The 21,908-nt window shown below is 36.5% G+C and carries 17 protein-coding genes and 1 tRNA gene; 12 read left to right on the top strand and 6 right to left on the bottom strand.

What is annotated here, in order from left to right:
* Window positions 1–171: 171 nt before the first annotated feature.
* Window positions 172–510 carry a DUF6249 domain-containing protein gene (locus ACR2MV_RS01600; protein WP_434020123.1) on the bottom strand — a complete coding sequence of 113 codons (339 nt, stop codon included), beginning with the start codon at window positions 508–510 and terminating at the stop codon, window positions 172–174.
* 135 nt (window positions 511–645) lie between these two features.
* On the opposite strand from ACR2MV_RS01600, the gene ACR2MV_RS01595 reads away from it, so the two are divergent.
* From ACR2MV_RS01595 to ACR2MV_RS01570, 6 genes are all read left to right on the top strand, one after another.
* Window positions 646–1,221: an RNA polymerase sigma factor gene (locus ACR2MV_RS01595; RefSeq protein ID WP_434020122.1), complete on the top strand. Its 576-nt coding sequence runs from the start codon at window positions 646–648 to the stop codon at window positions 1,219–1,221.
* The gene (locus ACR2MV_RS01590) at window positions 1,218–1,709 is read left to right on the top strand and encodes a hypothetical protein (protein ID WP_434020121.1); all 492 of its coding nucleotides are present in this window, start codon (window positions 1,218–1,220) and stop codon (window positions 1,707–1,709) included. Before ACR2MV_RS01595 ends, ACR2MV_RS01590 begins: the two co-directional genes overlap by 4 nt.
* A 148-nt stretch (window positions 1,710–1,857) precedes the next feature.
* A tRNA-Asn gene (locus ACR2MV_RS01585) sits at window positions 1,858–1,931 on the top strand.
* A gap of 509 nt (window positions 1,932–2,440) precedes the next feature.
* Complete coding sequence (locus tag ACR2MV_RS01580) at window positions 2,441–3,892, top strand: MBOAT family O-acyltransferase (RefSeq protein ID WP_434020120.1); 1,452 nt, start codon at window positions 2,441–2,443, stop codon at window positions 3,890–3,892.
* Between the two features lie 3 nt (window positions 3,893–3,895).
* The gene (locus ACR2MV_RS01575; protein ID WP_434020119.1) at window positions 3,896–4,735 is read left to right on the top strand and encodes a hypothetical protein; all 840 of its coding nucleotides are present in this window, start codon (window positions 3,896–3,898) and stop codon (window positions 4,733–4,735) included.
* A 327-nt stretch (window positions 4,736–5,062) separates the two neighbouring features.
* The gene (locus ACR2MV_RS01570) at window positions 5,063–6,073 is read left to right on the top strand and encodes a sugar phosphate isomerase/epimerase family protein (RefSeq protein WP_434020118.1); all 1,011 of its coding nucleotides are present in this window, start codon (window positions 5,063–5,065) and stop codon (window positions 6,071–6,073) included.
* Window positions 6,074–6,151: 78 nt separating this feature from the next.
* Here ACR2MV_RS01570 and ACR2MV_RS01565 read toward each other — a convergent pair whose 3' ends face one another.
* Together ACR2MV_RS01565 and katG are read right to left on the bottom strand one after the other, a co-directional pair.
* The gene (locus ACR2MV_RS01565) at window positions 6,152–6,616 is read right to left on the bottom strand and encodes a hypothetical protein (RefSeq protein ID WP_434020117.1); all 465 of its coding nucleotides are present in this window, start codon (window positions 6,614–6,616) and stop codon (window positions 6,152–6,154) included.
* A gap of 136 nt (window positions 6,617–6,752) precedes the next feature.
* Window positions 6,753–8,936, bottom strand: coding sequence for a catalase/peroxidase HPI (gene katG, locus ACR2MV_RS01560; protein ID WP_434020116.1), 2,184 nt, complete (start codon window positions 8,934–8,936; stop codon window positions 6,753–6,755).
* A 201-nt stretch (window positions 8,937–9,137) separates the two neighbouring features.
* Between katG and ACR2MV_RS01555 the strand changes: the two genes are divergently transcribed.
* The 3 genes from ACR2MV_RS01555 to ACR2MV_RS01545 are packed head-to-tail and all read left to right on the top strand — an operon-like array spanning window position 9,138 to window position 10,687.
* The gene (locus ACR2MV_RS01555; protein ID WP_434020115.1) at window positions 9,138–9,575 is read left to right on the top strand and encodes a DoxX family protein; all 438 of its coding nucleotides are present in this window, start codon (window positions 9,138–9,140) and stop codon (window positions 9,573–9,575) included.
* A complete protein-coding gene (locus ACR2MV_RS01550; RefSeq protein WP_434020114.1) occupies window positions 9,568–10,029 on the top strand; it encodes a MarR family winged helix-turn-helix transcriptional regulator in 462 nt (153 codons plus the stop codon). Before ACR2MV_RS01555 ends, ACR2MV_RS01550 begins: the two co-directional genes overlap by 8 nt.
* Before the next feature lie 25 nt (window positions 10,030–10,054).
* Entirely contained in the window at window positions 10,055–10,687 is a 633-nt protein-coding gene (locus tag ACR2MV_RS01545; protein WP_434020113.1) for a nitroreductase family protein, read from the top strand.
* Between the two features lie 108 nt (window positions 10,688–10,795).
* Here the strand turns inward: ACR2MV_RS01545 and ACR2MV_RS01540 are convergent, their stop codons facing one another.
* From ACR2MV_RS01540 to ACR2MV_RS01530, 3 genes are read right to left on the bottom strand one after another with little or no spacing between them, the layout of a single operon-like run.
* The gene (locus tag ACR2MV_RS01540) at window positions 10,796–11,134 is read right to left on the bottom strand and encodes an STAS domain-containing protein (RefSeq protein ID WP_434020112.1); all 339 of its coding nucleotides are present in this window, start codon (window positions 11,132–11,134) and stop codon (window positions 10,796–10,798) included.
* Window positions 11,135–11,136: 2 nt separating this feature from the next.
* Complete coding sequence (locus ACR2MV_RS01535; RefSeq protein ID WP_434020111.1) at window positions 11,137–15,219, bottom strand: SpoIIE family protein phosphatase; 4,083 nt, start codon at window positions 15,217–15,219, stop codon at window positions 11,137–11,139.
* A 28-nt stretch (window positions 15,220–15,247) separates the two neighbouring features.
* Window positions 15,248–16,489: a hypothetical protein gene (locus ACR2MV_RS01530; protein ID WP_434020110.1), complete on the bottom strand. Its 1,242-nt coding sequence runs from the start codon at window positions 16,487–16,489 to the stop codon at window positions 15,248–15,250.
* Window positions 16,490–17,001: 512 nt separating this feature from the next.
* Here ACR2MV_RS01530 and ACR2MV_RS01525 point away from each other — a divergent pair.
* The 3 genes from ACR2MV_RS01525 (at window position 17,002) to ACR2MV_RS01515 (ending at window position 21,894) form a co-directional block, all read left to right on the top strand.
* Window positions 17,002–19,737, top strand: a complete 2,736-nt coding sequence (locus tag ACR2MV_RS01525; RefSeq protein WP_434020109.1) for an OmpA family protein — start codon at window positions 17,002–17,004, stop codon at window positions 19,735–19,737.
* A 42-nt stretch (window positions 19,738–19,779) separates the two neighbouring features.
* Window positions 19,780–20,925: an MFS transporter gene (locus ACR2MV_RS01520; RefSeq protein WP_434020108.1), complete on the top strand. Its 1,146-nt coding sequence runs from the start codon at window positions 19,780–19,782 to the stop codon at window positions 20,923–20,925.
* A 63-nt stretch (window positions 20,926–20,988) separates the two neighbouring features.
* Window positions 20,989–21,894 carry a dienelactone hydrolase family protein gene (locus tag ACR2MV_RS01515; protein ID WP_434020107.1) on the top strand — a complete coding sequence of 302 codons (906 nt, stop codon included), beginning with the start codon at window positions 20,989–20,991 and terminating at the stop codon, window positions 21,892–21,894.
* The last annotated feature ends 14 nt before the right edge of the window (window positions 21,895–21,908 follow it).

Raw genomic sequence — 21,908 nt, 5'->3', positions numbered from 1 at the left:
GACAGCTTTTTTTATGGGTAACATCGTGGTTTTGGAATTTGTATGTTGGTTGATGACGGTGAGCTCTTCACTTCAAGTGAAGAGCTCATGAATGTCCGCTAAACTAAAAAGTAAACATTGTTTTGTAAAAAATTGATTGATCAGTTGATGGCAAATTTTGATCAATACAGTTTATTCTTTTTCAATTTTATCTTTTTTTTCGATCATTGCATTTGCCACTAAGAACAAACCACCGAATAAAAAGATCATTGAAGGATAGGCTACCTCTTCATCTAAAACGGTATAGCTTTCGAGAATAGAGGCAATTAATATACCGGTTCCTATACCAATTGCCAGCATTCCAAATTTTAATGTAAGATTAGAACGGTGGGTTTTCTTGGTAGCGAAAAGGGAGGCATCAGCACCTTTTTCGATTAATGACAATCTTTCTTTGTTTCGTGTATTCAGAAATACATAAAAGATTCCGAAGATTGAAGAAAAGACTATTAAGGGGATTAAAATGGCTTCCATAATTTGTTATTTAAGTTATACGTTTTGCTTTCCAAGTATGACGGAGCATTTAAAAATCAGGTTACAATTTTTTTTAATTATTTTTTTTGAGTTAACTTGTAACCTCACGATCAGTTTAAGTGTCTTATATGATAGATGGATAATAATTCAGATCAGAAATATATTGACAGGGTGTTGCAAGGCGACACAAATGCATTTGCTTATTTAATTAATAAGTATAAAGACATGAGCTATACCCTGGCCATCAAAATTGTGAAAAGTCATGAGGATGCGGAAGAGGTGGCTCAGGACAGTTTTTTAAAGGCTTATGAGAAATTAAATACATTTAAAGGAAATGCAAAGTTCTCTACCTGGCTGTATACTATTGTCTATAGAAATGCCATATCTAAAATCAGAAAGAAAAAAGTGACTACTTCAGATATCGATGACTATGTGATAGACAATCATCATGAAGGAGCGGATTTTCCTCAACTGGAATCTCTTAAAAATGAAGAACAACAAAAGTACGTGCGTGAAGCGGTAAATATGTTGCCAGAAAAAGATGCCTTGTTGATCACCTTGTTTTATATGAATGATAATTCCATAGAAGAGATTGAAGAAATTACTGGTTTGAGCCAATCTAATATAAAGGTAAAGCTGTTTAGAGCAAGAAAGAAATTGAATCAATCCTTGTCGGGATTGTTAAAGGAAGAATTAAAAACGATATTATGATGGAAGAAGGAAATATGGATAAATTGATTCGAGATAGTTTGAAGGCAGCACAGCCTTCTAAAGGTTTTACAAATAATATCATGGATCAAATTGGCGCATTGGAGTCGAAAGAAGAAAAAGCACTGGGAAAAGTGATTAAAAGATCGCTGCTTGAAAGTCCTTCGATCAATTTTACGCATCGGGTGATGGAAAAGATCGAAACATCATCGAAGGCTTTGGTAAACCAACCGATTATTGGTAAAAAAGCCTGGATTTTCATCTTGATATGTTTGATGTCCGTTGTTGCCTATGTATTTGCTGTGCCCAGCGAGGAAACTGCCACGTCACAGTACATTGATGATGCGATGACCAAATTTGACGGAGCGTTTTCATTTGACCTTCCTTCTTTACTAATTTCTCCATTATTTGCCATTAGTGTATTTGCACTTAGTTCCCTTTTATTCCTTGATTATTTTTTAAGAAACAGGACTCTATCGCTGAAAATCTGATCCCAAGTCAGAATAATTATATGCCCTCTCATCATCTACAGGCAATGTTTAGATTCGAGAGGGTATTTTTTTTAAAATATTTTTTAAAAAACACTTGCTGAAATTGTAAAAACATTTATATTTGCACACCTCAAAAAGGAAACAACATTCCTCCTTAGCTCAGTTGGTTAGAGCATCTGACTGTTAATCAGAGGGTCCTTGGTTCGAGCCCAAGAGGAGGAGCGAAAAGCACTTACGAAAGTAGGTGCTTTTTTATTGTGCTACACCAAGTGCAGCACCCCCTTGATGTTCCAAATGAAAATCAATTTTTGGGTTATTCTTTAGCTGAAACAAAAATAACTTGGATTTTAATTTGGGATTTCAAAACCCTTTTATTTGTACACCTCTTGATCAACCATCGATCGTAAAACTACAAAGTATTAAGAATTAAATACTGACCTGATTTATGGTTATACCTGCCATGTTTGCTGATTTATAGATTCCTAAATAGTGAATGGTATGGTATGGAACATTTCAATTGTATCATTCTTGTTTCTGTTTTCAAAAAAGTACTATTAAACTTTAGGTTCATAATAAATTTCTCCAACCCTAAAAATAGTGTGAACTGAGTTGTTAAAATTAGTACAACCACAGCACAGCAGGACAGTGTTTTGTCTTTGTGATAATTTCACAAGTAGTTTATATAAATATGATTTGTTGGTTTATATTAGCTAAAAATATGAAATTTAAGAATGTTATTTAACTCCATAGACTTTGCAATATTTCTGCCAATTGTTTTTGTTCTATATTGGTTTGTTGCACAGAGGAATTTAAAACTTCAAAATGCTTTAATAGTTGTAGCAAGTTATGTCTTCTATGGTTGGTGGGATTGGAGATTTTTATCACTCATCATATTTAGCACAGTTGTCGATTATTTAGTTGGACAGAAACTCAGAACTGAACAAGAATCATCCAAAAGAAAAATATTACTATGGACAAGCATATTCGTAAACCTTGGGTTTTTAGGATTCTTTAAATATTATAACTTCTTCTTAGAAAACTTTGTTGATGCCTTTAGTCTATTTGGAATACAGATTAATTCTAGGAGCCTTAATATTATTCTTCCTGTAGGTATTAGTTTTTACACCTTTCAAACCTTGAGTTATACTATTGATGTATACAAAAAGAAATTAGAGCCTACACAAGACTTTATGGCCTTTTCTGCTTTTGTCTGTTTTTTTCCTCAGTTAGTGGCTGGTCCCATTGAGAGGGCAACAAATTTATTACCTCAATTTTATAAGAAAAGAACTTTTATATACGATAAAGCGGTTGATGGAATGCGCCAAATATTGTGGGGATTGTTTAAAAAAGTAGTCATAGCGGATAATTGTGGGGAGTTTGCAAATCAGATTTTTAACAACTCAGCTGATATGAATGGAAGTACTTTAGTTCTTGGCGCTATTTTCTTTACATTTCAGATATATGGAGACTTTTCTGGTTATTCTGATATAGCTATAGGCACATCAAGGCTTTTTGGTTTTGATTTAAAACAAAACTTTGCTACTCCGTATTTTTCAAGAGATATAGCAGAGTTTTGGAGAAGGTGGCATATCTCATTAAGTACTTGGTTTAGAGATTATCTTTACATTCCTCTTGGAGGAAGTAAAGGTGGTACTTGGATGAAAGTAAGAAATACTTTTGCAATATTTTTAGTTAGTGGTTTTTGGCATGGAGCTAATTGGACGTTTATAATTTGGGGAGCTTTAAATGCTCTATATTTTTTGCCTTTATTATTAACTAATAATAACAGAAAAAACTTAGGAGTTGTAGCAGAGGGAAAATTATTTCCGTCAGTTAAGGAGTTATTTGCTATACTTTCTACTTTTGCCCTAACTGTATTTGCTTGGATATTCTTTAGGGCTGAAAATGTGGGACAGGCATTTGGTTATATTCGCGGGATATTTTCTGAAACATTATTTGAATATCCTTTTTTTAATAATAGATCAAACTCAATTAATATAATAATTTTAATCTGTTTTTTACTTTGTGTTGAATGGCTTGGAAGAACAAATCAATTTGCTATTGAGAATTTAAAGAATAAACCAAAACTAATTAGGAGAATTTTCTATTTTCTTATTTTATTCATTCTATTGATTTATGGGAATTATAAAGGAGAAGTAGAGTTTATTTATTTTCAATTTTAAATTATGGAAAAGTTCATAAAAAAAACGCTGTTGTGGTGTTTCCTGTTTTTAAGTTTGATGGTAACAATTACGTTAGTAGTCATAAACCATTACAAAGATTATTATGGTTTGGTTAAAAAAGCAAAGCATACTACTTTTTTACTGGCTGATTCTCATGGTTTACGGATTAATCTTGAAAATATAGGGGTCGATAATTTGTCATATGGAAGTAATAGCTATGTTGATATTAAAAATCAGTTATCCTGGCTAGTAAAAAACAAAGATTTTGACAGGGTTATATTAACTTATGATGAACAGATGTTTAGTTCTTACAGAGACAATCTTAACAACAATCATCTTTCATATTTTTTAAATCCAATACCTATTTCTGCTTTCCGAGCTAATTTTATTGTGAAATATTGCGCCGTATTTAAGAAGTTAATTTCAAGTGGAACTATAAAGTTAGTATTTCAATCTAGAGGTAATTTTAAAAGTTCGAAAAAAGAATCTGTTGATACTCTTGAAGAAGGAGATAGGATTAATAAGGCTAAAAACAGAATTGAATTGCAATTTAAAGAGAAATCTTTGGTTCAAGAAAATGCATTTAATGATATATTAGGAATTTGCAAAAAGAATAATATTGAAGTTATTTTGATAAAATTTCCTTTAAGCCAGACATACATCAATGAAAGGGCTAAAAATAAAAATTATAAGGCTCTGAAAGAAATAATTAATCCTCTACTAAATTTAGACCTTTCAATTTCCATATCTGACGATAGATTTTATCGAGATGAAGATCACTTAAATGAAGATGGTATTAGCATTTTAGAAAAATTAATTTCTGATTCTATAGATAAACCATAGTTAATCTTCTTCTTTCAATTCGGCTATTTCTAATCAATGTAATTTGGTTAAACTAAGATTAACGAATTGAACTTTCATAACTTTTTGTAACTTGTTTGTTGAACCTCTGCACCTAAAGATTCATATAGTTCCTTAGCCTAATTCGCTCGATTCCCAGAATTATATCATTCCTGGTTGTTTGTCTCGTACTCCTTTTTCTTCATAAATGAACACTTGTAATCATTCAATTTTTAATTCCTGTTTCACGGAGGTTTTTATATCTTTATCTGCGATTTCGCAAAAGGAAGTCGATATGAAAGAATAAAAAAATTATAAATCAAAAGTAAAATGAAGCTAGTAAAAGTTTTTATGTTGGCTATGGTATCAGTATTGTTCTTAAACTGTAATTCAGGCCAAAAATCATCAGATCAAAAGAAAGCAACAAATGAGTCTGCGGACACAACTGTAGAAAAAGAACCTGATTTTAAAATCTCTTTGGCCCAATGGTCATTGCATAACACGTATTTTGGAGAGCCAATTACAGATTGGGGTGAATTTGCACGAATGGTAAAAGAAGTACCTGATTCCATTTTGAAGGGTGACATAGACCCAATTGATTTTCCTGAGTTGGCCGCGAGTTATGGTATTTATTCTATAGAATTGGTGAACACTTTTTATTTCTCGAAAGTAGATGATATGGAGTATTGGAAAACCTTCAAGAAAAAATGTGATGATGCCGGTGTGTCGGTAGGATTGATTATGATTGATTTGGTTGGTAATCTGGCAGATGCAGACGAAGCTGTTCGATTAAAAGCTGTAGAAGATCACCATAAATGGGTTGATGTTGCCAGTTTTCTGGGAGCTAGAAGTATTCGTGTTAATGCTGGTGGACAAGGGACTGCTGAAGAAGTAGCTGCCAATGCGGTTGATGGACTGTCAAAATTAGGAGCTTATGGAGCATCAAAAGATGTAAATATTTTAGTTGAAAATCATGGAGGTTATTCATCAGATGGTTCTTGGTTATCAGGAGTTATGAAAGAGGTGAATATGGAAAACGTTGGGACCCTTCCAGATTTTGGAAACTTCTGTATGGAATACGGTAAGGATGGATGTGAAAAAGAATATGACAAGTACAAGGGTATTGCAGAATTAATGCCTTATGCTAAAGGGGTCAGCGCCAAATCAAATGCTTTTGATGAAAACGGAAATGAAACCAAGTCGGACTATTTGAAAATTATGAAAATTGTAAAGGAGTCTGGTTTTAAAGGCTATGTTGGTATAGAATATGAAGGAGACAATGAAGATGCCGGCATAAAGGCGACAAAAGCCTTACTTGAAAAGGTATTTAAAGAAATCTAATTGAATATAATTATGATAGAGCATCAGCGAAAGCTGGTGCTTTTTTTATGGCTATTGATAAGGAATATGATATTCTCATCACAGTAAATCGTTCAGAGAGTCTAATGAAACACGTTTTCTTAAGATCTTCATTTTCCGCTTAAAATATCTTTTCTGTACCCGGTTGCCATTATTCCTTATAGCAGCTTTGAAGTTTTGGAATACAATGATATTATCAGGTTCTGACTTTGCACCATATGGATCGGCCTGAATTAAAAAACTACTGATAAAACGTTTCCACGCAAAAGCGGATATTTCTCCCGACTGCAGCACTTCTTTTGTAACCGATCTAAAAAAATCCTGACTTAAACTGGTGTCAAAAATTCTAATGTTGCTCAAATCAGACTCGGAGAAAACCTGAATTAAGATGTCCTCAATGTCGTTAAATGATTCATTTTTTTTTGTAAAAATGTACATTCCACGAGAGGAATTGAAAATAAAAGGTTTGTATTTTAAATAAAAGGCAATACGATTATTGATCAATAATTGTTTCTGTCGATTCAAAAACAAAGATTGACTGTTGATTTTTGGTTTTAAAACAACAGAGCAAACCATTTTTCATTTTGATTTAAATGTATTGTAATATATAAAAAAGCATACTGATATAATTTTCAGTATGCTTTTTCTAATGTAAGATTAATTATGTAAGATCGAAACGATCCAGATTCATCACTTTATCCCATGCTGCCACAAAATCAGTCATAAATTTTTCTTGCGAATCGTTACAGCCATAAACTTCTGCCAAGGCTCGAAGTTCTGAATTAGACCCGAAAATAAGATCAACTCGAGTTCCGGTCCATTTAATGGTTCCGGTTTTTCGATCGCGACCTTCAAAAACATCTTGAGAATCAGAATTTGCATTCCATGTAATTCCCATGTCTAGTAAATTGATAAAAAAGTCATTAGACAAGGCTTCTGAGCGTTCAGTAAATACGCCATGCAGGGAATTGTCAAAGTTGGTATTCAAAACGCGCATTCCACCAATCAAAACTGTCATTTCAGGAGGTGTTAAGGTCAGAAGTTGCGCTCTGTCAACTAACATTTCTTCGGCTGAAGCCGAATGCTTTACTTTGAAATAGTTTCTAAAACCATCTGCTGTTGGTTCTAAAGCTGCAAAAGAGTCAATATCAGTTTGCTCTATAGATGCGTCCGATCTTCCCGGAGTGAATGGCACCGTGATAGAATGACCAGCATTCTTAGCGGCTTGTTCGATAGCAGCACAACCTCCTAAAACGATCAGGTCAGCCATCGAAACTTCTTTAGAATATTCATTTTTAATTGTCTCCAGAGAGGCCAAAACTTTATTCAATTGTGAAGGGTTGTTCACCTCCCAATCATTTTGAGGTGCTAATCGCAACCTTCCTCCGTTCGCACCACCTCTTTTATCAGATCCTCTGAAGGTAGAAGCGGAAGCCCAGGCAGCCGATACTAACTGAGAAACGCTTAGACCAGAATCAAGAATAATTTTTTTCAGTTTGCTCACCTCTTTATCCGAAATTGTGGAATGTGTGGCTGCAGGTATAGGGTCTTGCCAAATTAACACTTCGCTAGGTACTTCAGGGCCTAAGTAAAGTGAAATTGGTCCCATATCGCGATGCGTTAATTTGAACCAGGCTCTGGCAAAGGCATCTGCGAAGTCATCAGGATTTTCGTGAAAACGTCTTGATATTTTTTCATAATCAGGATCGAACCTTAAAGCAAGGTCTGTAGTCAGCATTTTTGGGGCGTGACGTTTTGATTTATCATGTGCATCTGGAACACTATTTGCTCCAGCACCTCCTTTGGGCTTCCATTGATGCGCTCCTGCAGGGCTTTTTTCAAGCTCCCAGTCATAGCCAAACAAATTCCAGAAAAAGTTGTTGCTCCATTTCGTTGGGGTTGTGGTCCAGATAACTTCAAGCCCGCTGGTGATGGTGTCATTGCCACTTCCGGTACCGAAAGAATTTTTCCATCCAAGACCTTGTTCTTCAATACCTGCCGCTGCAGGTTCTCTGCCTACGTATTTGTCAGGGTCTGCTGCACCATGTGTTTTTCCAAATGTATGACCACCAGCAATCAGTGCCACAGTCTCTTCATCGTTCATGGCCATTCTTCCAAAAGTTTCTCTAATATCTTTAGCTGCAGCCAAAGGGTCAGGGTTGCCATTCGGCCCTTCTGGGTTTACATATATGAGTCCCATTTGAACTGCTCCTAAGGGGTTTTCTAAATTTCTGTCTCCTGTATATCTTTTGTCACCTAACCATTCCGTTTCGGTTCCCCAATATATGTCTTGTTCAGGTTCCCATATATCCTCTCGTCCGCCTCCAAATCCGAAGGTCTTAAAGCCCATTGATTCAAGAGCGACATTCCCTGCGAGTATCATCAAATCGGCCCAAGAAATCTTTTTTCCATATTTCTGCTTTATAGGCCAGAGTAACAAACGTGCTTTGTCTAAATTTCCATTGTCAGGCCAACTGTTAAGAGGTGCAAATCTTTGGCTTCCAGATCCACCACCACCTCGACCATCTTGAATACGATACGTACCGGCACTGTGCCAGGCCATCCTGATAAAGAATGGTCCATAATGCCCAAAATCTGCTGGCCACCAGTCTTGAGAATTTGTCATCAGTTCAACTAAATCCTTTTTAATTTCTTTTAAATCAAGGCTTTTAAATTCTTTTGCATAGTCAAAATCTGCATCCATGGGATTGGCTTCTGATGATTGTTGACGGAGAATGTTAAGGTTCAACATGTTTGGCCACCAATCGCGGTTAGAGGTGCCTCGTCCTGCTGTGTTTTTCACTGACCCACCGTGAAATGGGCACTTGCTTTCGTTGTTATCCATCTTAGTTTTTATTTGAAGTTTTTAAACCCTTAAGTTACTGAACTTCATACAGAATCTGAAGTATTTACATTAGTTTTTACTTATGAGCTTATAAGAATTTCTTATGAAGGATTTTTGATAGAAAATCTAAATAAAAAATGACAATGTAGTTACTTTTTCATATATTTGCATCGTGCACGATATAATCGATAGCGATAAAAAATGAAAGAAGAACAAAAAACGACGATGGTACAAGGTATATTAAGAATACTACTTGCATTTTTTATGGTGTTTGCCGGTTTTAGTCATTTGACTTTTAATAGGGTTGAGTTTTACGCTCAGGTGCCGGATTGGGTTCCTTTGAGTAAAGATTTTGTGGTAATCGCATCAGGAGTTATAGAGATTGGTTTAGGTCTGGGCCTTGCATTTTGGAAAAAAGAACGGATCCGGTTTGGCTGGGCATTGGCGTTATTCTTCATTTTAGTATTCCCTGGAAATATTTCTCAATACCTGGAAGGTAAGGATGCGTTTGGGCTTTTAAATTCAGATGGAGCACGTTTAAGGCGCTTGTTTTTTCAACCTGTTCTGATAGTGTGGGCACTCTGGTCTTCAGGAGCCTGGCAACAATGGAGGAACATTAACAATAATTCGAATGAATGAGAACCAACTATTATTGAGCAGTCAGATCTGTTTTCCTGTTTATTCGGTGTCACGCCTTATAACAAAAGCATATACGCCACATTTAAATAAACTAGGGATCACCTATCCTCAGTATCTGGTGATGCTGGTCCTTTGGGAACAAGAAGGAGTATCGATTGGTCAAATAAAGAACAAACTGTACCTGGATACAAATACCTTATCTCCATTACTGAAGCGTATGGAAAAAATGGGTTTTATAATTAGAACCCGTTCTAAGAAAGATGAAAGAAGTGTGATGATTGAATTGACCAAGAAGGGGAAAGATCTAAAGTCTGTAGCTGCATCAATTCCGGATCAACTTTTTGAGGAAATCGTGGCAGATAAGATTGAGATAGACGATATGCTTGACTTAAAAAAAACACTTTGTGAACTGATTACTGTCTTAACTGATAAAGACAAAAAAGCGAAAGAATAATAATTTAAAAATAAGATTTTAAACAATGGAATTAATAGATAAATTAAACTGGAGATATGCGGCAAAAGCCATGAATGGTAATAAGATTCCGCAAGAAAAAATTGATACTATAATTGAAGCTATTTCTTTGGCGCCCACTTCCAGCGGCCTGCAACCCTTTGAAATAATTGTGATCACAAATCAGGAGTTAAAAGAGAAAATCAGACCAATTTCATGGAATCAGTCTGTGATAACTGATTGTTCTCACTTGATTGTTTTTGCCGCCTGGGATACTTATACCGCAGAAAGAATCAATAAAATGTTTGATTTGACAAACAAAGTGAGAGGTTTTAAAAACGAAGGCTGGGAAAATTACCGCCAGATGTTATTAGGTAGCTATCCTCAAAAAGATGCCGAGGTTAATTTTAACCATGCCGCGAAACAAGCGTATATTGCTTTTTCTCAGGCCATAGCGGCCGCAGCTTTTGAAGGTGTAGACAGTACTCCATTGGAAGGGTTTGATCCGGATGCTCTCGATAAGATTCTGGGTTTAAAAGAAAAAGGACTAAGAAGTTGTGTGATGCTTCCTTTAGGCTATCGCGATGCTGAAAATGATTGGCTGGTGAACCTTAAAAAAGTGAGAAAAGAAAAAGAAGATTTAGTAACCATGATGGAATAGCTTACCCTAAATACCGGGAACAAGAATAAAAAGAGTCGGCCAAGTGCCGCTCTTTTTTTTATATAGTCAAACATTTATAGCGTCATAAAAATGAGTTTCTGATTTGAATTAAATTGCTTTGAGTGCTTCATCTACAGTTGGTTTCACCTCAATAATAGTGCTGAACCCCGAAACATCCAGAATCTCTTTTACAATGTCATTGGGATGACATAGCATCAGCATACCAGACTGAGCCATGGTTTTTTTAGCAGTGGCCAAAAATACTCTTAAACCTGCGCTACTCACGTATCTGGTGTGTTCAAGATCAATGAGGATCTTAGCCTCGCCTTTTTCCAGATGTTTGTTAATTTCATCCTCTGCCTCAGGCGAGGTGTTGGTATCCAGGTTGCCTTGCAGCCCAATAACAATCTTATCATTTATTTCTTTGGTTCTTATCTCTAAACTCATCGCTATTGAATATTAATGTTATACTTAACCAGGTTTATTACGTTTTTATTAGCCTGCCTGATATAGGCGTATTCATCTACTAAATTTTTGACTATATGCACGCCTAGTCCTCCCAGTTTTCTCTCACTGATGGCTAATTTGATGTCTGGGGATTCATTCCTAAATGGATTGAAAGGAATCCCGTCGTCCTCTATGGTGATGATCAGACGCAAATACTTGAGTTGAAATTTAACCTCAATTTCATGTTCCTTCGGATCATTAAACCCATAAGAAATAATGTTATTCAACAGTTCGTCCAATACAATATTGAATTTCTGAGTTGCTTCCGTTGTCATGTCATTTCTGGCGGCAAACTCTTCAAAAAACTCAATTACCTTGGGCATTTCTTCAATCTTATTATTGATCCATACCGAAGTTTGTTCACCAGAATGTTTATCGCTATCCTTGAGATATTGCAAGGTCAGCACAGTAATATCATCAAATTGCTCAGTACCTTCTTCAAATTCGTTTACACTTTTTATAATTAAATCAGTTAACGATTTGGTCGAGTCGTAATTTCTATTTTCTATTAAATTTACTAATCTTTTCGTAGAATAAAACTCTTCTTTGGTATTTTGAGCCTCTGTTACTCCATCCGTATAAGACAAAATGATATCATCCTTATCTATAAATACTTCTGATTCCTTATAAGTCATTCCTTCCATGGCACCAATTACGGGACCGTGAAGATCATCCAGAATTGCAATATTGTCATGTGCCCCGATTACATAGGACGGATTATGACCCGCATTTGAATAGACCAGTTTGCCGGTTTCAATATCTAAGATACCTATAAAAACCGTTATAAACATATAAGCATCATTGTCTTTGGCTATTTCATTATTCACCTGGGTCAGAATACTTGCTGTTGAATGATCCGTGGCGGCACGAGATTTTAACAAGGTTTTAGCGACTGCCATTTCTAAAGCAGCGGGAACACCTTTTCCGGAAACATCGCCAACCGCGAAATAGAGGTGGTTTTCATCGAGAAAATGAAAATCATAGAAATCACCACCGACTTCCCTGGCCGGGATTAAGTCTGCATAAATATCAATTTCTTTTCTTTCAGGAAATGCTGGAAAGGTAAGTGGTAACATACTCATTTGAATATCTTTCCCAACATTCAATTCACCTTCCATACGCTTATTAGCTTTGAGCAGGATGGCTTCATTTTTTTTTCGTTTTGTAATATCTCGTATGATGCCACTAAAATTCATGTCATCAATACCTTCCCACATAGAAAGAGCCATACTTACGGGAAATATTGATTTATCCTTCCGTTGTCCTTCCATTTCCACAATCTGACCAATGGCCCTTTTTTCTCCTCCTTTCAAAACCCGATCCATACCTGCATGATGATGCTTATGGTATTTTTTAGGGATAATAAGATCTAAATTCTGACCAATTGCTTCTTCATCTGTATAACCAAATATTTTAGTTGCGGCCGGGTTCCATGATTCGATGATACCATTTTTGTCAGCGGAAATAATAGCATCTATGGCACTGCTGGTTATAGATCGGAATCGGTTTTCAGAGGCTTTGATTTTTTCTTTTGCATCCTTGTGATAGGTAATGTCTCTTCCGATACCTATCAATCCAGCTAAATTACCTTCTGCCGAGAAATAAGGCGTTTTTAAGGTTTCCATCACAATGCGTCTCCCATCAGGTTTAAGGCTTATTGATTCGAATAATTCAGATGAAGCCGAGGATAGAATTAATTCATCGGATCTTTGATGTTTACTTGCCCTTTCAGCGGGTATGATTTCCATATCTGTTTTGCCAATAAAGTCTTTCACCTTCATTCCAATATGATTTTCAAAGGCTCGGTTGGCACCCAAATACTTTTTATCAGTGTCTTTGTAGAATATAATATCCGGTATGGAGTTGATTAAAATTTTTAGAAAGGCTTTTTCTTCTTTCAATTGCTTGGTTCTTAATTGAACTCTTTCTTCCAGCTCATCCTTCGCCTTGGTTAATGCCAGATTTGCTTTTTCTCCAAGTTCAAGAGAAAACAGGATGGCAAGTATCATCAGAATGACTACACCTGCAAAAATTCCAAATACAGTTGTTTGCATGGTGATATAGGTTGAATTCCCTTCTTTCACGTCAATTTCAGAAGCCATCCCAATATCTAATTCTGAATCCCATAACCATGATCCATAAACAGGAACACCTCTGTAATCGCGATAACCATTCATGTTTGTGCTGGAATTTCCTTTGATAGCATCGGCAGCCATTAAGGTCAATTTCTGTTCATGCCGGGGTATCGGAGTTTTGAAACCGGTGATCATGTTGCCACCTGGATCTCTTATTTCAAGTTGCAGTATGTCATCTTGATTGTAGGATAACAGGCCAATATTTCTGAGATCAGCTTTAAAACGGCTCTCTGATAAGAGTCGACCTTTATTGTTAAAAACATAGCTTTCTCCGCTTTTCCCAACCCTGCTTAGTTGCATGACCCTTGAAAAGCCCAGGGAAGGATTGATTCTGATAGCGAGTGCCGCGATTATTTCTCCGTCGGCATTTTCAACCGGAGTTACAAAAAAGATAGATGGTGGTTTGGTGAGATTCCCATTTTCTTCATTTGCATTGAGATGGACATCCGATTCTATGGGAGGTACAAATACGGACTCGCCGTTGAATACCTGTAACATGAGATCAGGGCGCTTGAGGTGAATAATATTTTCTGTGCTGATATTTTCATTCCTGTAAGATGCCAGATTCCTGTTCTGCTTGTCTATGATGAAAAACCCCTCACTCTGAAGGGAATTGTGATGCTTTTCATAGAAAGCTCTTAATTTACTCAGTGCTTCGGATTTCAATAAAGCATTTTTGTCCTTCGGTATCTTTAAAATTTCATTTGTAGCTGCTACTAATACTGGATCTCTTCCAAACTCCTTTACAATTAACTTGTGTTGTTCCACCCATAATTGCAGCCTTTCATGTGTGTTTTCCAAGGTGGTTTCCAGGTTTATCTCCAGGTCACTGAGAATTTTTTTCTTGTTCTGTTCCATGGCCATCCACCCTAAGAATGAAATTGCAATAAGTATTAATAACGTACCTAAAAGGGTAATTATTCTGAATCTCTTAGAACCAATTTCAAGAACAATTTCCTCTCTTACTACTTTTTTAAAGAAGTATTTAATAGCGTAATGGCCAATAATGAATAAGATGATAATTGCTGCAATACTTTTAAAGATTAAATAAGAAAAATTAATAGCTTCAGTATCTTCCACTGTTTGTACACTGATCCATTTGGACCTGATATCGTTCATTTCTTCATTGGAGATACTTTTTAGGCCTTTGTCAAGAATATTTTTAAGAATGACATTGTTTTTATGAACGGCGATATGCAATGGAGGTGATTCCATTTTATCGAGTTGCACATCAGTAGAGATTTTTAAATTGGGAATGAAGCTGTTTTCTATATAGTAGGTAACAACTCCTATGCTTTCAATAAATCCATCCAGTTCTCGGGTAGAAACTTTCATCAATCCCTCTGGGACAGTCTCAACAGGGACCAAGATTATATCAGGGTAGTTCCTTGCCAATTCGGCTGTGATGGAAAAATCATTTATGACGGCAATTTCTTTCTTCGAAAGGTCATGTATCGTATTAATACTGTCATACTTGTTGGTCACCAGAATGCTTGGTTGAATATAGTAGCTGGAGGTAAATTCCATATAAGTAGCCCTGTCATCATCCTTATAAACAGCAGGTAAAATTTGAATTTTATCCTCCTTAAATTGTGTAAGTATTTCGCCCCAGGAAAGACCGTTGACAAACCGAATATTAATACCCGATTTTTCTGCGATGAGTTTGATCAAATCAATTGAAAAACCTGCTGGTTCATCCTGGTCATTCATAAAATCAAAGGGAGGCCAGTCTTTTTCATTGGCAACAACCAATGTTTCATGGGTAGAAATATAATCTAATTCTTCTGGGGAAAAATCAATTGCATTCTTTTGCGCTATTAAATGGTGCCCGCATATAAAGATCAAAAGGAAGGGTAAAAACAGATGTTTTACGGAATAAGTTGTCTTCATAGTTAAGGATTTTAGAAATTAACTCGTTTTAAAAATAATACCCAAAATTGATGTTTAATCTGGAATTCCAGGTCCTGTCTTCCGGATGCGTTAAGCCCACGCCAGGCCCGCCTGAAAACCACATGTTTTGACCAAATATATAGTCGAAATAAGCGTAGAGTCCTCTTTTAATTAAGGTAGTACCAATCACAATCTGCTTGGAATCAGAACCGTACCCTTCTTTAGGACTTACCTGACTATAATTAAAATACAGCTTCATTCTATCCAGGTATTTCCCATCAATATGTAGCATATTTGAAACATTAAAAGTGTAAACATTTGCTTTTGTACTTACCTCAAACGGAAACATAAAGGCCCCAAATTGTATTGTTTTATCGCTCACATTATCAGGATTTCGCGGTCGATATTCATAGTCTATCCATTGGAAGTGCAGGTTCCAGTTTTTGTAGAATAAATTGTTATGTAAGGCAAAGGCATACCTGTCGCCTTTTTCTTTAGTTGTTTTATTGTAAATTTTTCCAGCCTCTGCAGAACCGCCCAGTTTCATCAATAAATTGTCGTTTAATTTCCATTTATAGATTGTTCTCAGGTTCAACTGATTGATTTCCTGATTGGTTTGAATGTCATCGGTTACTAAGTCAAAAGAATAGCGTCCATAACGCTCAGAATCAATGTATTCAGGGTTTTTATAAAAAGCGGCTTGAATATTCCAGGATGAGGTGTCGTATATATATTTGATGCCAGTATCGTAATCATCCTCAAAACCTATGTAATAGGTAGCGTTAAACCAAAAACTATCAGAGGAATAGGGAAGGATTCCAAAAGGGACTTGATGAATACCAATTTGAATTGATGAACGATCAGTCAGGTGATATCCAAAATACCCATGATGAATTGCATTGAAATTACCATACCATCTGTATTCAACTGAAAAGAAGATATCCTTATAGTCAATGTCTGCATTCAAACGAAATAATTCAAAACCAAAGTCACCAAGGCGATCCATGTTTTCCTGATCATAATTTTTATAAGAATAATTTAATCGTAAAGCTCCGCCAATTCTGATTTTTGGAAGAGGATGTATACTATCCGTTTTTGCGCGTTCCTCTGAATTTAAGATATCGCTCAGAAAGTTTGACCTCACTTTTTTAGTGCTGTCCGATGCTTTCTGTTCGGCTGGTTTTTCGATGTTTTGACCGTAATTTAAGTCAATAACTGACACCAGCAGTAGAAGGAATATACCTGTATTTCGGTGTCGTAATATGTTCATCGATTCAAGGATGTTTAACGCAGCTTATCAGATATGAGTTTGATTCAAATAAAAGCAGAATACCAACTTTATACAACCATCCGGTCATATGGTTCTAATCAAAGGTGTCGTTCATTATTTCAATGCCTGAAGAATTTGTTTGGTAGTTGATTCTGAGCATTGAATAACGATTTTCATTATTTTGGGAAAAGTCTCACTCCTAAAGATAGTGAATTTAATTAACTATCTGCGTGTCAATCATTCATGCCTTTTTTGATGTAAAAGTCAGGCAAGGTAAAACGCAGGTGAAATCATTCTTGAATTAAACTCCATAAGAGCTTGTGCCCATCGCAACTTTGGAATTAAGATGAATTTTTCAAATTCTATATGTAGTCTATAGGAAATTCAATTTTTCGTTAATAAATGTTTTAATAACTAATTGTCAGGTCTATAGCATATGTCCTAATAAGTTGGTAGTATGTAGTCTTATTAACATAACCTTATTCCAGGATTTTATTCTAACTAATAGATCGATGAAAAAGCATATACTATTTTTATTCTTCTTTGTTTCATTTTGCATGTCTGCACAGGATTCACCGGGAGTTTATACCATTGAAAATGTCAAAATTAATACTTCTCATTCTGATTTTGGGACAGCTTTTTTGGGTAATGACAAGGTGGTTTTTGCCGCACCAAGATCTGGATTCACCATGAATCGAGAAGAACATAACGGGCAACCTTTTTTGGATTTGCATGTGGCTGAAGTATCTGAAGACGGAAAATTGATCAGAAAACAGAAGCTTCCCGGTGACGTAAACACCAAGTATCACGAAGGAATGGTCACATTTTCGAAGGATATGAAAACTGTGTTTTTTAGTGCAAATGGAAAGATAAAAAGAACAAAAAGGAAAAAGAATAAAGAAGCTGAAATTAAGACAAAGGGAACGGCAAATATTCATCTTTTTAAAGCCAGTATTAATGAGCATGGAGAATGGGGAGATCTGGAAATGCTGCCGTTTAATGATGATGGTTATTCAACAGGGCATCCCGTGCTAAACAGGGATGACACCAAATTGTATTTTGTCTCAGATGGACCTGAATCACTTGGAAAAACTGATATTTTTGTTGTAGACCTGCATGAAGATGGAACCTATGGGAAACCTGTTAATTTAGGGCCTAAAATTAATTCTGCTGAACGCGAAATGTTTCCATTTATTGGAAAGGATAATGTTTTGTATTTTTCTTCTGACGGTTTCGATGGGATGGGAGAATTAGATGTTTATGCCAGTAAAATATTTGACAACACCGTATCTGACCCCATCAATCTGGAAGCTCCGGTAAATAGCATCTCAGATGACTTCGCATATATAATTGATGATCACAAACACAAGGGTTATTTCTCATCAAATCGAGAAGGGGGACGCGGAGATGATGATATTTATTCTTTTACGGCATCTCCGCCTATTTATATTGAATGCCAGCAGGAAATTACAGGCGTTGTTAAGAATATAGATACGCAGGAATTGATACCGAATATGACAATTGTGCTGTTTGATGAAGCTGGTGAGAAATTAGAATCGTTTATTTCGAATGAGCAGGATGCCCGTTTTTCGTTTGATCAGGCATGCAATGCCAACTATAAAATTCAAGGGTTTTTGGAAGGTCATTTGGTCGGAGAAATGGATATTAGAACAGTGAATGATCTGAATGCTGAACCATTGGAAATTGTATTTAATGTCTCAGTAGAAACAGCACCGATTACTGATGTGATAGCAGCCGGTAATTCGGAAGAAATTTTAAAGGAAGAAAGTTCTGAAAATGATGAGATTGGCGAAATGGCAGCCAGGAATACGAAGGAAGAAATGAAGTCAGCATCAATGGTCGCTGCCGAAGCTGTGGATGATAAAGGTGAGGATAAGCAGGAGCAGGTTGCCATGAATGAGGGTTCTTCAGCGTCAGCGTTAAATAATGAGAGCAGGCCTCGGTCTGCTGACGAGGTGGCATCTACAAAAGAAAGATCGTCAAATGTTACGGGGTCTGATACCCCTTCTTCTCAAAACAAAGCTTTGGCAACATCCGCTGCTGTGGTCGCTGCGGGTTCTGATACCGACAAACAGCATCAGAATAATTCCGGTAGTGATAAGGAGGATCCTTCTGTTGCAGAGAATCCAGAAACGTCCGTATCGAATATCGCTGAAACGTCAAATAAAGAATCGGAGTCCAATAGCTATGCAGATGTTAATAAGGCTGTATCTGATGATTCAATCGATGAAGTTGTAGCTGCTACGATTATTGAACCAAGTGAGGGTTCAGAAAGCACAGAAGCGTCAGTAACATCAATTGAAAGTCAGCAGGCAGCGTCTGAAGCAATTGCAAATGTCGATCCTGAAAAAGCAAGAGTTGCAGAAAGTCAGGAAACGGCCTCTCTCAACAGCAATGAGAGGATGGGAACCAACAGTGAATCGGGCAGTGAAGTGAGCGAAAAAAATGAAGGTCAGGCAATGGTATCGAAGAGCAGGTCTATATCTGATACAGACCTCGCAGTAAACCACGAACCGACCAAAGTCAATTTAGAAAACTTAAAGATAAACACGATCTATTTTGATTTCGATAAACATACTATTCGTTATGATGCTAAATTGGAATTAGACAAGTTGGTGAAAGTAATGATGGATTATCCTGATATGAAAATCGAAGTGAATGCGCATACAGATATTAGAGGTAAGAAAAAGTATAATGAAGGTCTTTCGAACAAAAGAGCCGATGCGACTTCGAAATACCTGATAGATCATGGAGTTGATTCCAAGCGGATTTCATCCTATTGGTTTGGTGAATTACGTCCAGCAGAAAAGTGCACGAAAGAATCTCCTTGTTCCGGATTTCAACATCAGTTAAACAGAAGATCAGAGTTTTCAATTATAGACAAATCATCTGACCAGATCATAGTGCAGTCGGAGAATAGAAAAAACTCCATGGTTCAGGAAAAGAATACTTATACTTCTAATTCAGGATTGTTCATGAATTATAATTTCTATGAAGATAAAGAGGTATACACGGTTCAGGTAGGGGCCTTTAAAGGAAAGGTACAAACAGACAAGTACAGCAAATTAACAGATCTTTTCAATCACCGTTATGACGACGGTCTAAACAGGTATTATTCCGGTATTTTTGAAACTTCTGCTGAAGCAAGAAATCATATGAAATCAATGAGAAAGAATGGTTATTCAGGTGCTTTTGTTGTTGGGTTGAAAGGGGAGGCCAGGTTCTAGAAGGTCTTGTTTTTAAGTTTTAGTTCTTGATGTGTTAGCTGTATGGGCCAGATCAAAATTCAAAGAATATCTTTAAGCGTTTATTTTTTTCTACTCGGGTTTGGTTTTGCTACCTGGGCGTCGAGGATACCCTCCATTAAGTCAAATTTTCACTTTAATGAAGCTGAACTGGGGAATTTATTATTGGTGATGCCCATCAGCTCTTTGATTGGGTTACCCATTTCAGGCTGGTTAGTCTCCAAGTATAACAGTCGTATTCCATTGATCGTTTCATTTATTTGTATCGTATTATCCTTATACGGTATTGGAGTAGCTCAAACTTTAACGGAACTGGTATTGGGCGTTGCTATTTTTGCTTTTTGCACTAGAATAGCAAATATTGCAGTTAATACCATGTCATTGGCGCTTCAAAAAAAACAGGAAAAAAAAATCATTGGTTCTTTTCATGGCTTATGGAGCTTGGGAGGGCTTTTTGGAGCCTTATTTTCTACAATAATGGTAAGTAATTCAGTAACGATGAAGGATCATTTCCTGTATATCAGTATATTCAGTCTGGTGGTTGGTTTGATTGCATTTCCTTTTTTGATGAAAAATGATAAAACACAGGCAGGTAACAAATTAATCATAGGTAAGCCCGATAAGTATATCTTGTACCTGGGATTAATGGTGTTCTTTGGGGCCTTATGCGAGGGAGGAATGTTTGACTGGAGCGGTGTTTATTTTAAAGAGGTAGTCGGTGAGGAGGTTTTTACGCTGGGCTACCTGATTTTTATGACCTTTATGGCTATTTCTCGTTTCTTTTCTGATAAAATAGCGGAAGAAATAGGGATGAAAAAAACCTATTTAATTGGAGCCGGAATCGTAGCATTCGGAATGTTGCTGGTTATCGTTTTCCCCAGTTATTGGCCGGTGTTAATAGGGTTTTCATTGGTTGGTATTGGGGTAGCAGCAGTTTTTCCCATGACTTTTTCTTTGGCAGGTAATTCGAAAAAATATTCTCCGGGAATGGCTATTTCGATCATTTCAACCTATGGGATCATCGGTATGTTGATCGGACCTCCCTTGGTGGGATACCTGGCTCATTTAATAGGATTGAAATACGCTTTTATTCTCTTTATCTTCTGTGGATTGATGCTGATTCCGCTTTCAAGAAGTTTTTTTAACCTTGTAGAAAAAGATTCGTCCTAATTAACAACATATGTTTTGATATTAAAACTTCATTTTGATATATTTGAAAAGAAGACTTAGCGTATGGTGCGATTTTTTGGAATATTAATGTGCATTATTTTCATGTCTTGTGGTGGTGAAGAGGAACAAGTACAAATTATTCCAGTCAATCAATCGCCTGTTCCAGATCCAACAGAAGAAGAACCAGAACAAGCTTTTTCGGTGACGATTGATGAGAGTGATTTAGCCATACTTCCGGAAGATTCGGGAGGAGAACATATTGCAGTAGCACTGAAGGATACAGAAAGTCCATTTGGTTATTATATATACAAGCCTGAAGGATATTCAGCGGAAGGTCCTGAGTATCCACTATTGATTTTTTTACATGGCTGGAGTCCAAACCTGGGAAATGAACCTTTAGAAAATGTATTGAATGGAGGGCCTCCACGACTGATTGAAAGCAACAGCTGGAATCCAAAATTCCCTTTTCTGGTTGTTTCACCCCAATTGAAAACAAGGTATTGGCCCCCAGCAAGAATGCATTCTTTTATTGGGTATTTAAAAGAAAAATATCAGGTAAATTCAAACCGAATTTATTTGACAGGTTTGAGTTTAGGTGGCGGAGGTTGTTGGTATTATGCCGGTGAAGTTGAAGATAATTATGTCGCGGCAATGGTGCCTATCAGTGCTTCGGGAGCTCCTCATTTGGTGGAGAATCTGAGAAGAATCCCGATCTGGGCTTTTCATGGAGGCCTTGATAATACTGTTAATGCCTATGAAAACTTTGGGTCCGTTCCTTTAGTGGAAGCCATAAATTTAACCGAACCCAAGGTAAGAGCCAGGTTGACAGTTTATGCAAATGTTGGGCATAATGCCTGGTTTATGACCTATGATGGTACGGGAACAAATTATTCCAGTCAAACCTATGACGCTTTTGACATGGATATTTATGACTGGTTATTAGCCTATAAAAAAAGTGATCAAGAATAAGAAAGTACATGAAT

It is taken from the genome of Lutimonas sp. (assembly GCF_051011215.1).
Lineage (GTDB): Bacteria > Bacteroidota > Bacteroidia > Flavobacteriales > Flavobacteriaceae > Lutimonas.
Note: the sequence above shows the minus strand (reverse complement) of the source record. Positions and strands in the feature narration are given on the sequence as shown.

Bases quoted from the DNA above. Each gene is read 5' to 3' on its own strand.
- ACR2MV_RS01600 (WP_434020123.1), bottom strand. From the start codon at position 510: ATGGAAGCCATTTTAATCCCCTTAATAGTCTTTTCTTCAATCTTCGGA.
- ACR2MV_RS01595 (WP_434020122.1), top strand. From the start codon at position 646: ATGGATAATAATTCAGATCAGAAATATATTGACAGGGTGTTGCAAGGC.
- ACR2MV_RS01590 (WP_434020121.1), top strand. From the start codon at position 1,218: ATGATGGAAGAAGGAAATATGGATAAATTGATTCGAGATAGTTTGAAG.
- ACR2MV_RS01580 (WP_434020120.1), top strand. From the start codon at position 2,441: ATGTTATTTAACTCCATAGACTTTGCAATATTTCTGCCAATTGTTTTT.
- ACR2MV_RS01575 (WP_434020119.1), top strand. From the start codon at position 3,896: ATGGAAAAGTTCATAAAAAAAACGCTGTTGTGGTGTTTCCTGTTTTTA.
- ACR2MV_RS01570 (WP_434020118.1), top strand. From the start codon at position 5,063: ATGAAGCTAGTAAAAGTTTTTATGTTGGCTATGGTATCAGTATTGTTC.
- katG (WP_434020116.1), bottom strand. From the start codon at position 8,936: ATGGATAACAACGAAAGCAAGTGCCCATTTCACGGTGGGTCAGTGAAA.
- ACR2MV_RS01555 (WP_434020115.1), top strand. From the start codon at position 9,138: ATGAAAGAAGAACAAAAAACGACGATGGTACAAGGTATATTAAGAATA.
- ACR2MV_RS01550 (WP_434020114.1), top strand. From the start codon at position 9,568: ATGAATGAGAACCAACTATTATTGAGCAGTCAGATCTGTTTTCCTGTT.
- ACR2MV_RS01545 (WP_434020113.1), top strand. From the start codon at position 10,055: ATGGAATTAATAGATAAATTAAACTGGAGATATGCGGCAAAAGCCATG.
- ACR2MV_RS01540 (WP_434020112.1), bottom strand. From the start codon at position 11,134: ATGAGTTTAGAGATAAGAACCAAAGAAATAAATGATAAGATTGTTATT.
- ACR2MV_RS01535 (WP_434020111.1), bottom strand. From the start codon at position 15,219: ATGAAGACAACTTATTCCGTAAAACATCTGTTTTTACCCTTCCTTTTG.
- ACR2MV_RS01530 (WP_434020110.1), bottom strand. From the start codon at position 16,489: ATGAACATATTACGACACCGAAATACAGGTATATTCCTTCTACTGCTG.
- ACR2MV_RS01525 (WP_434020109.1), top strand. From the start codon at position 17,002: ATGAAAAAGCATATACTATTTTTATTCTTCTTTGTTTCATTTTGCATG.
- ACR2MV_RS01520 (WP_434020108.1), top strand. From the start codon at position 19,780: ATGGGCCAGATCAAAATTCAAAGAATATCTTTAAGCGTTTATTTTTTT.
- ACR2MV_RS01515 (WP_434020107.1), top strand. From the start codon at position 20,989: ATGGTGCGATTTTTTGGAATATTAATGTGCATTATTTTCATGTCTTGT.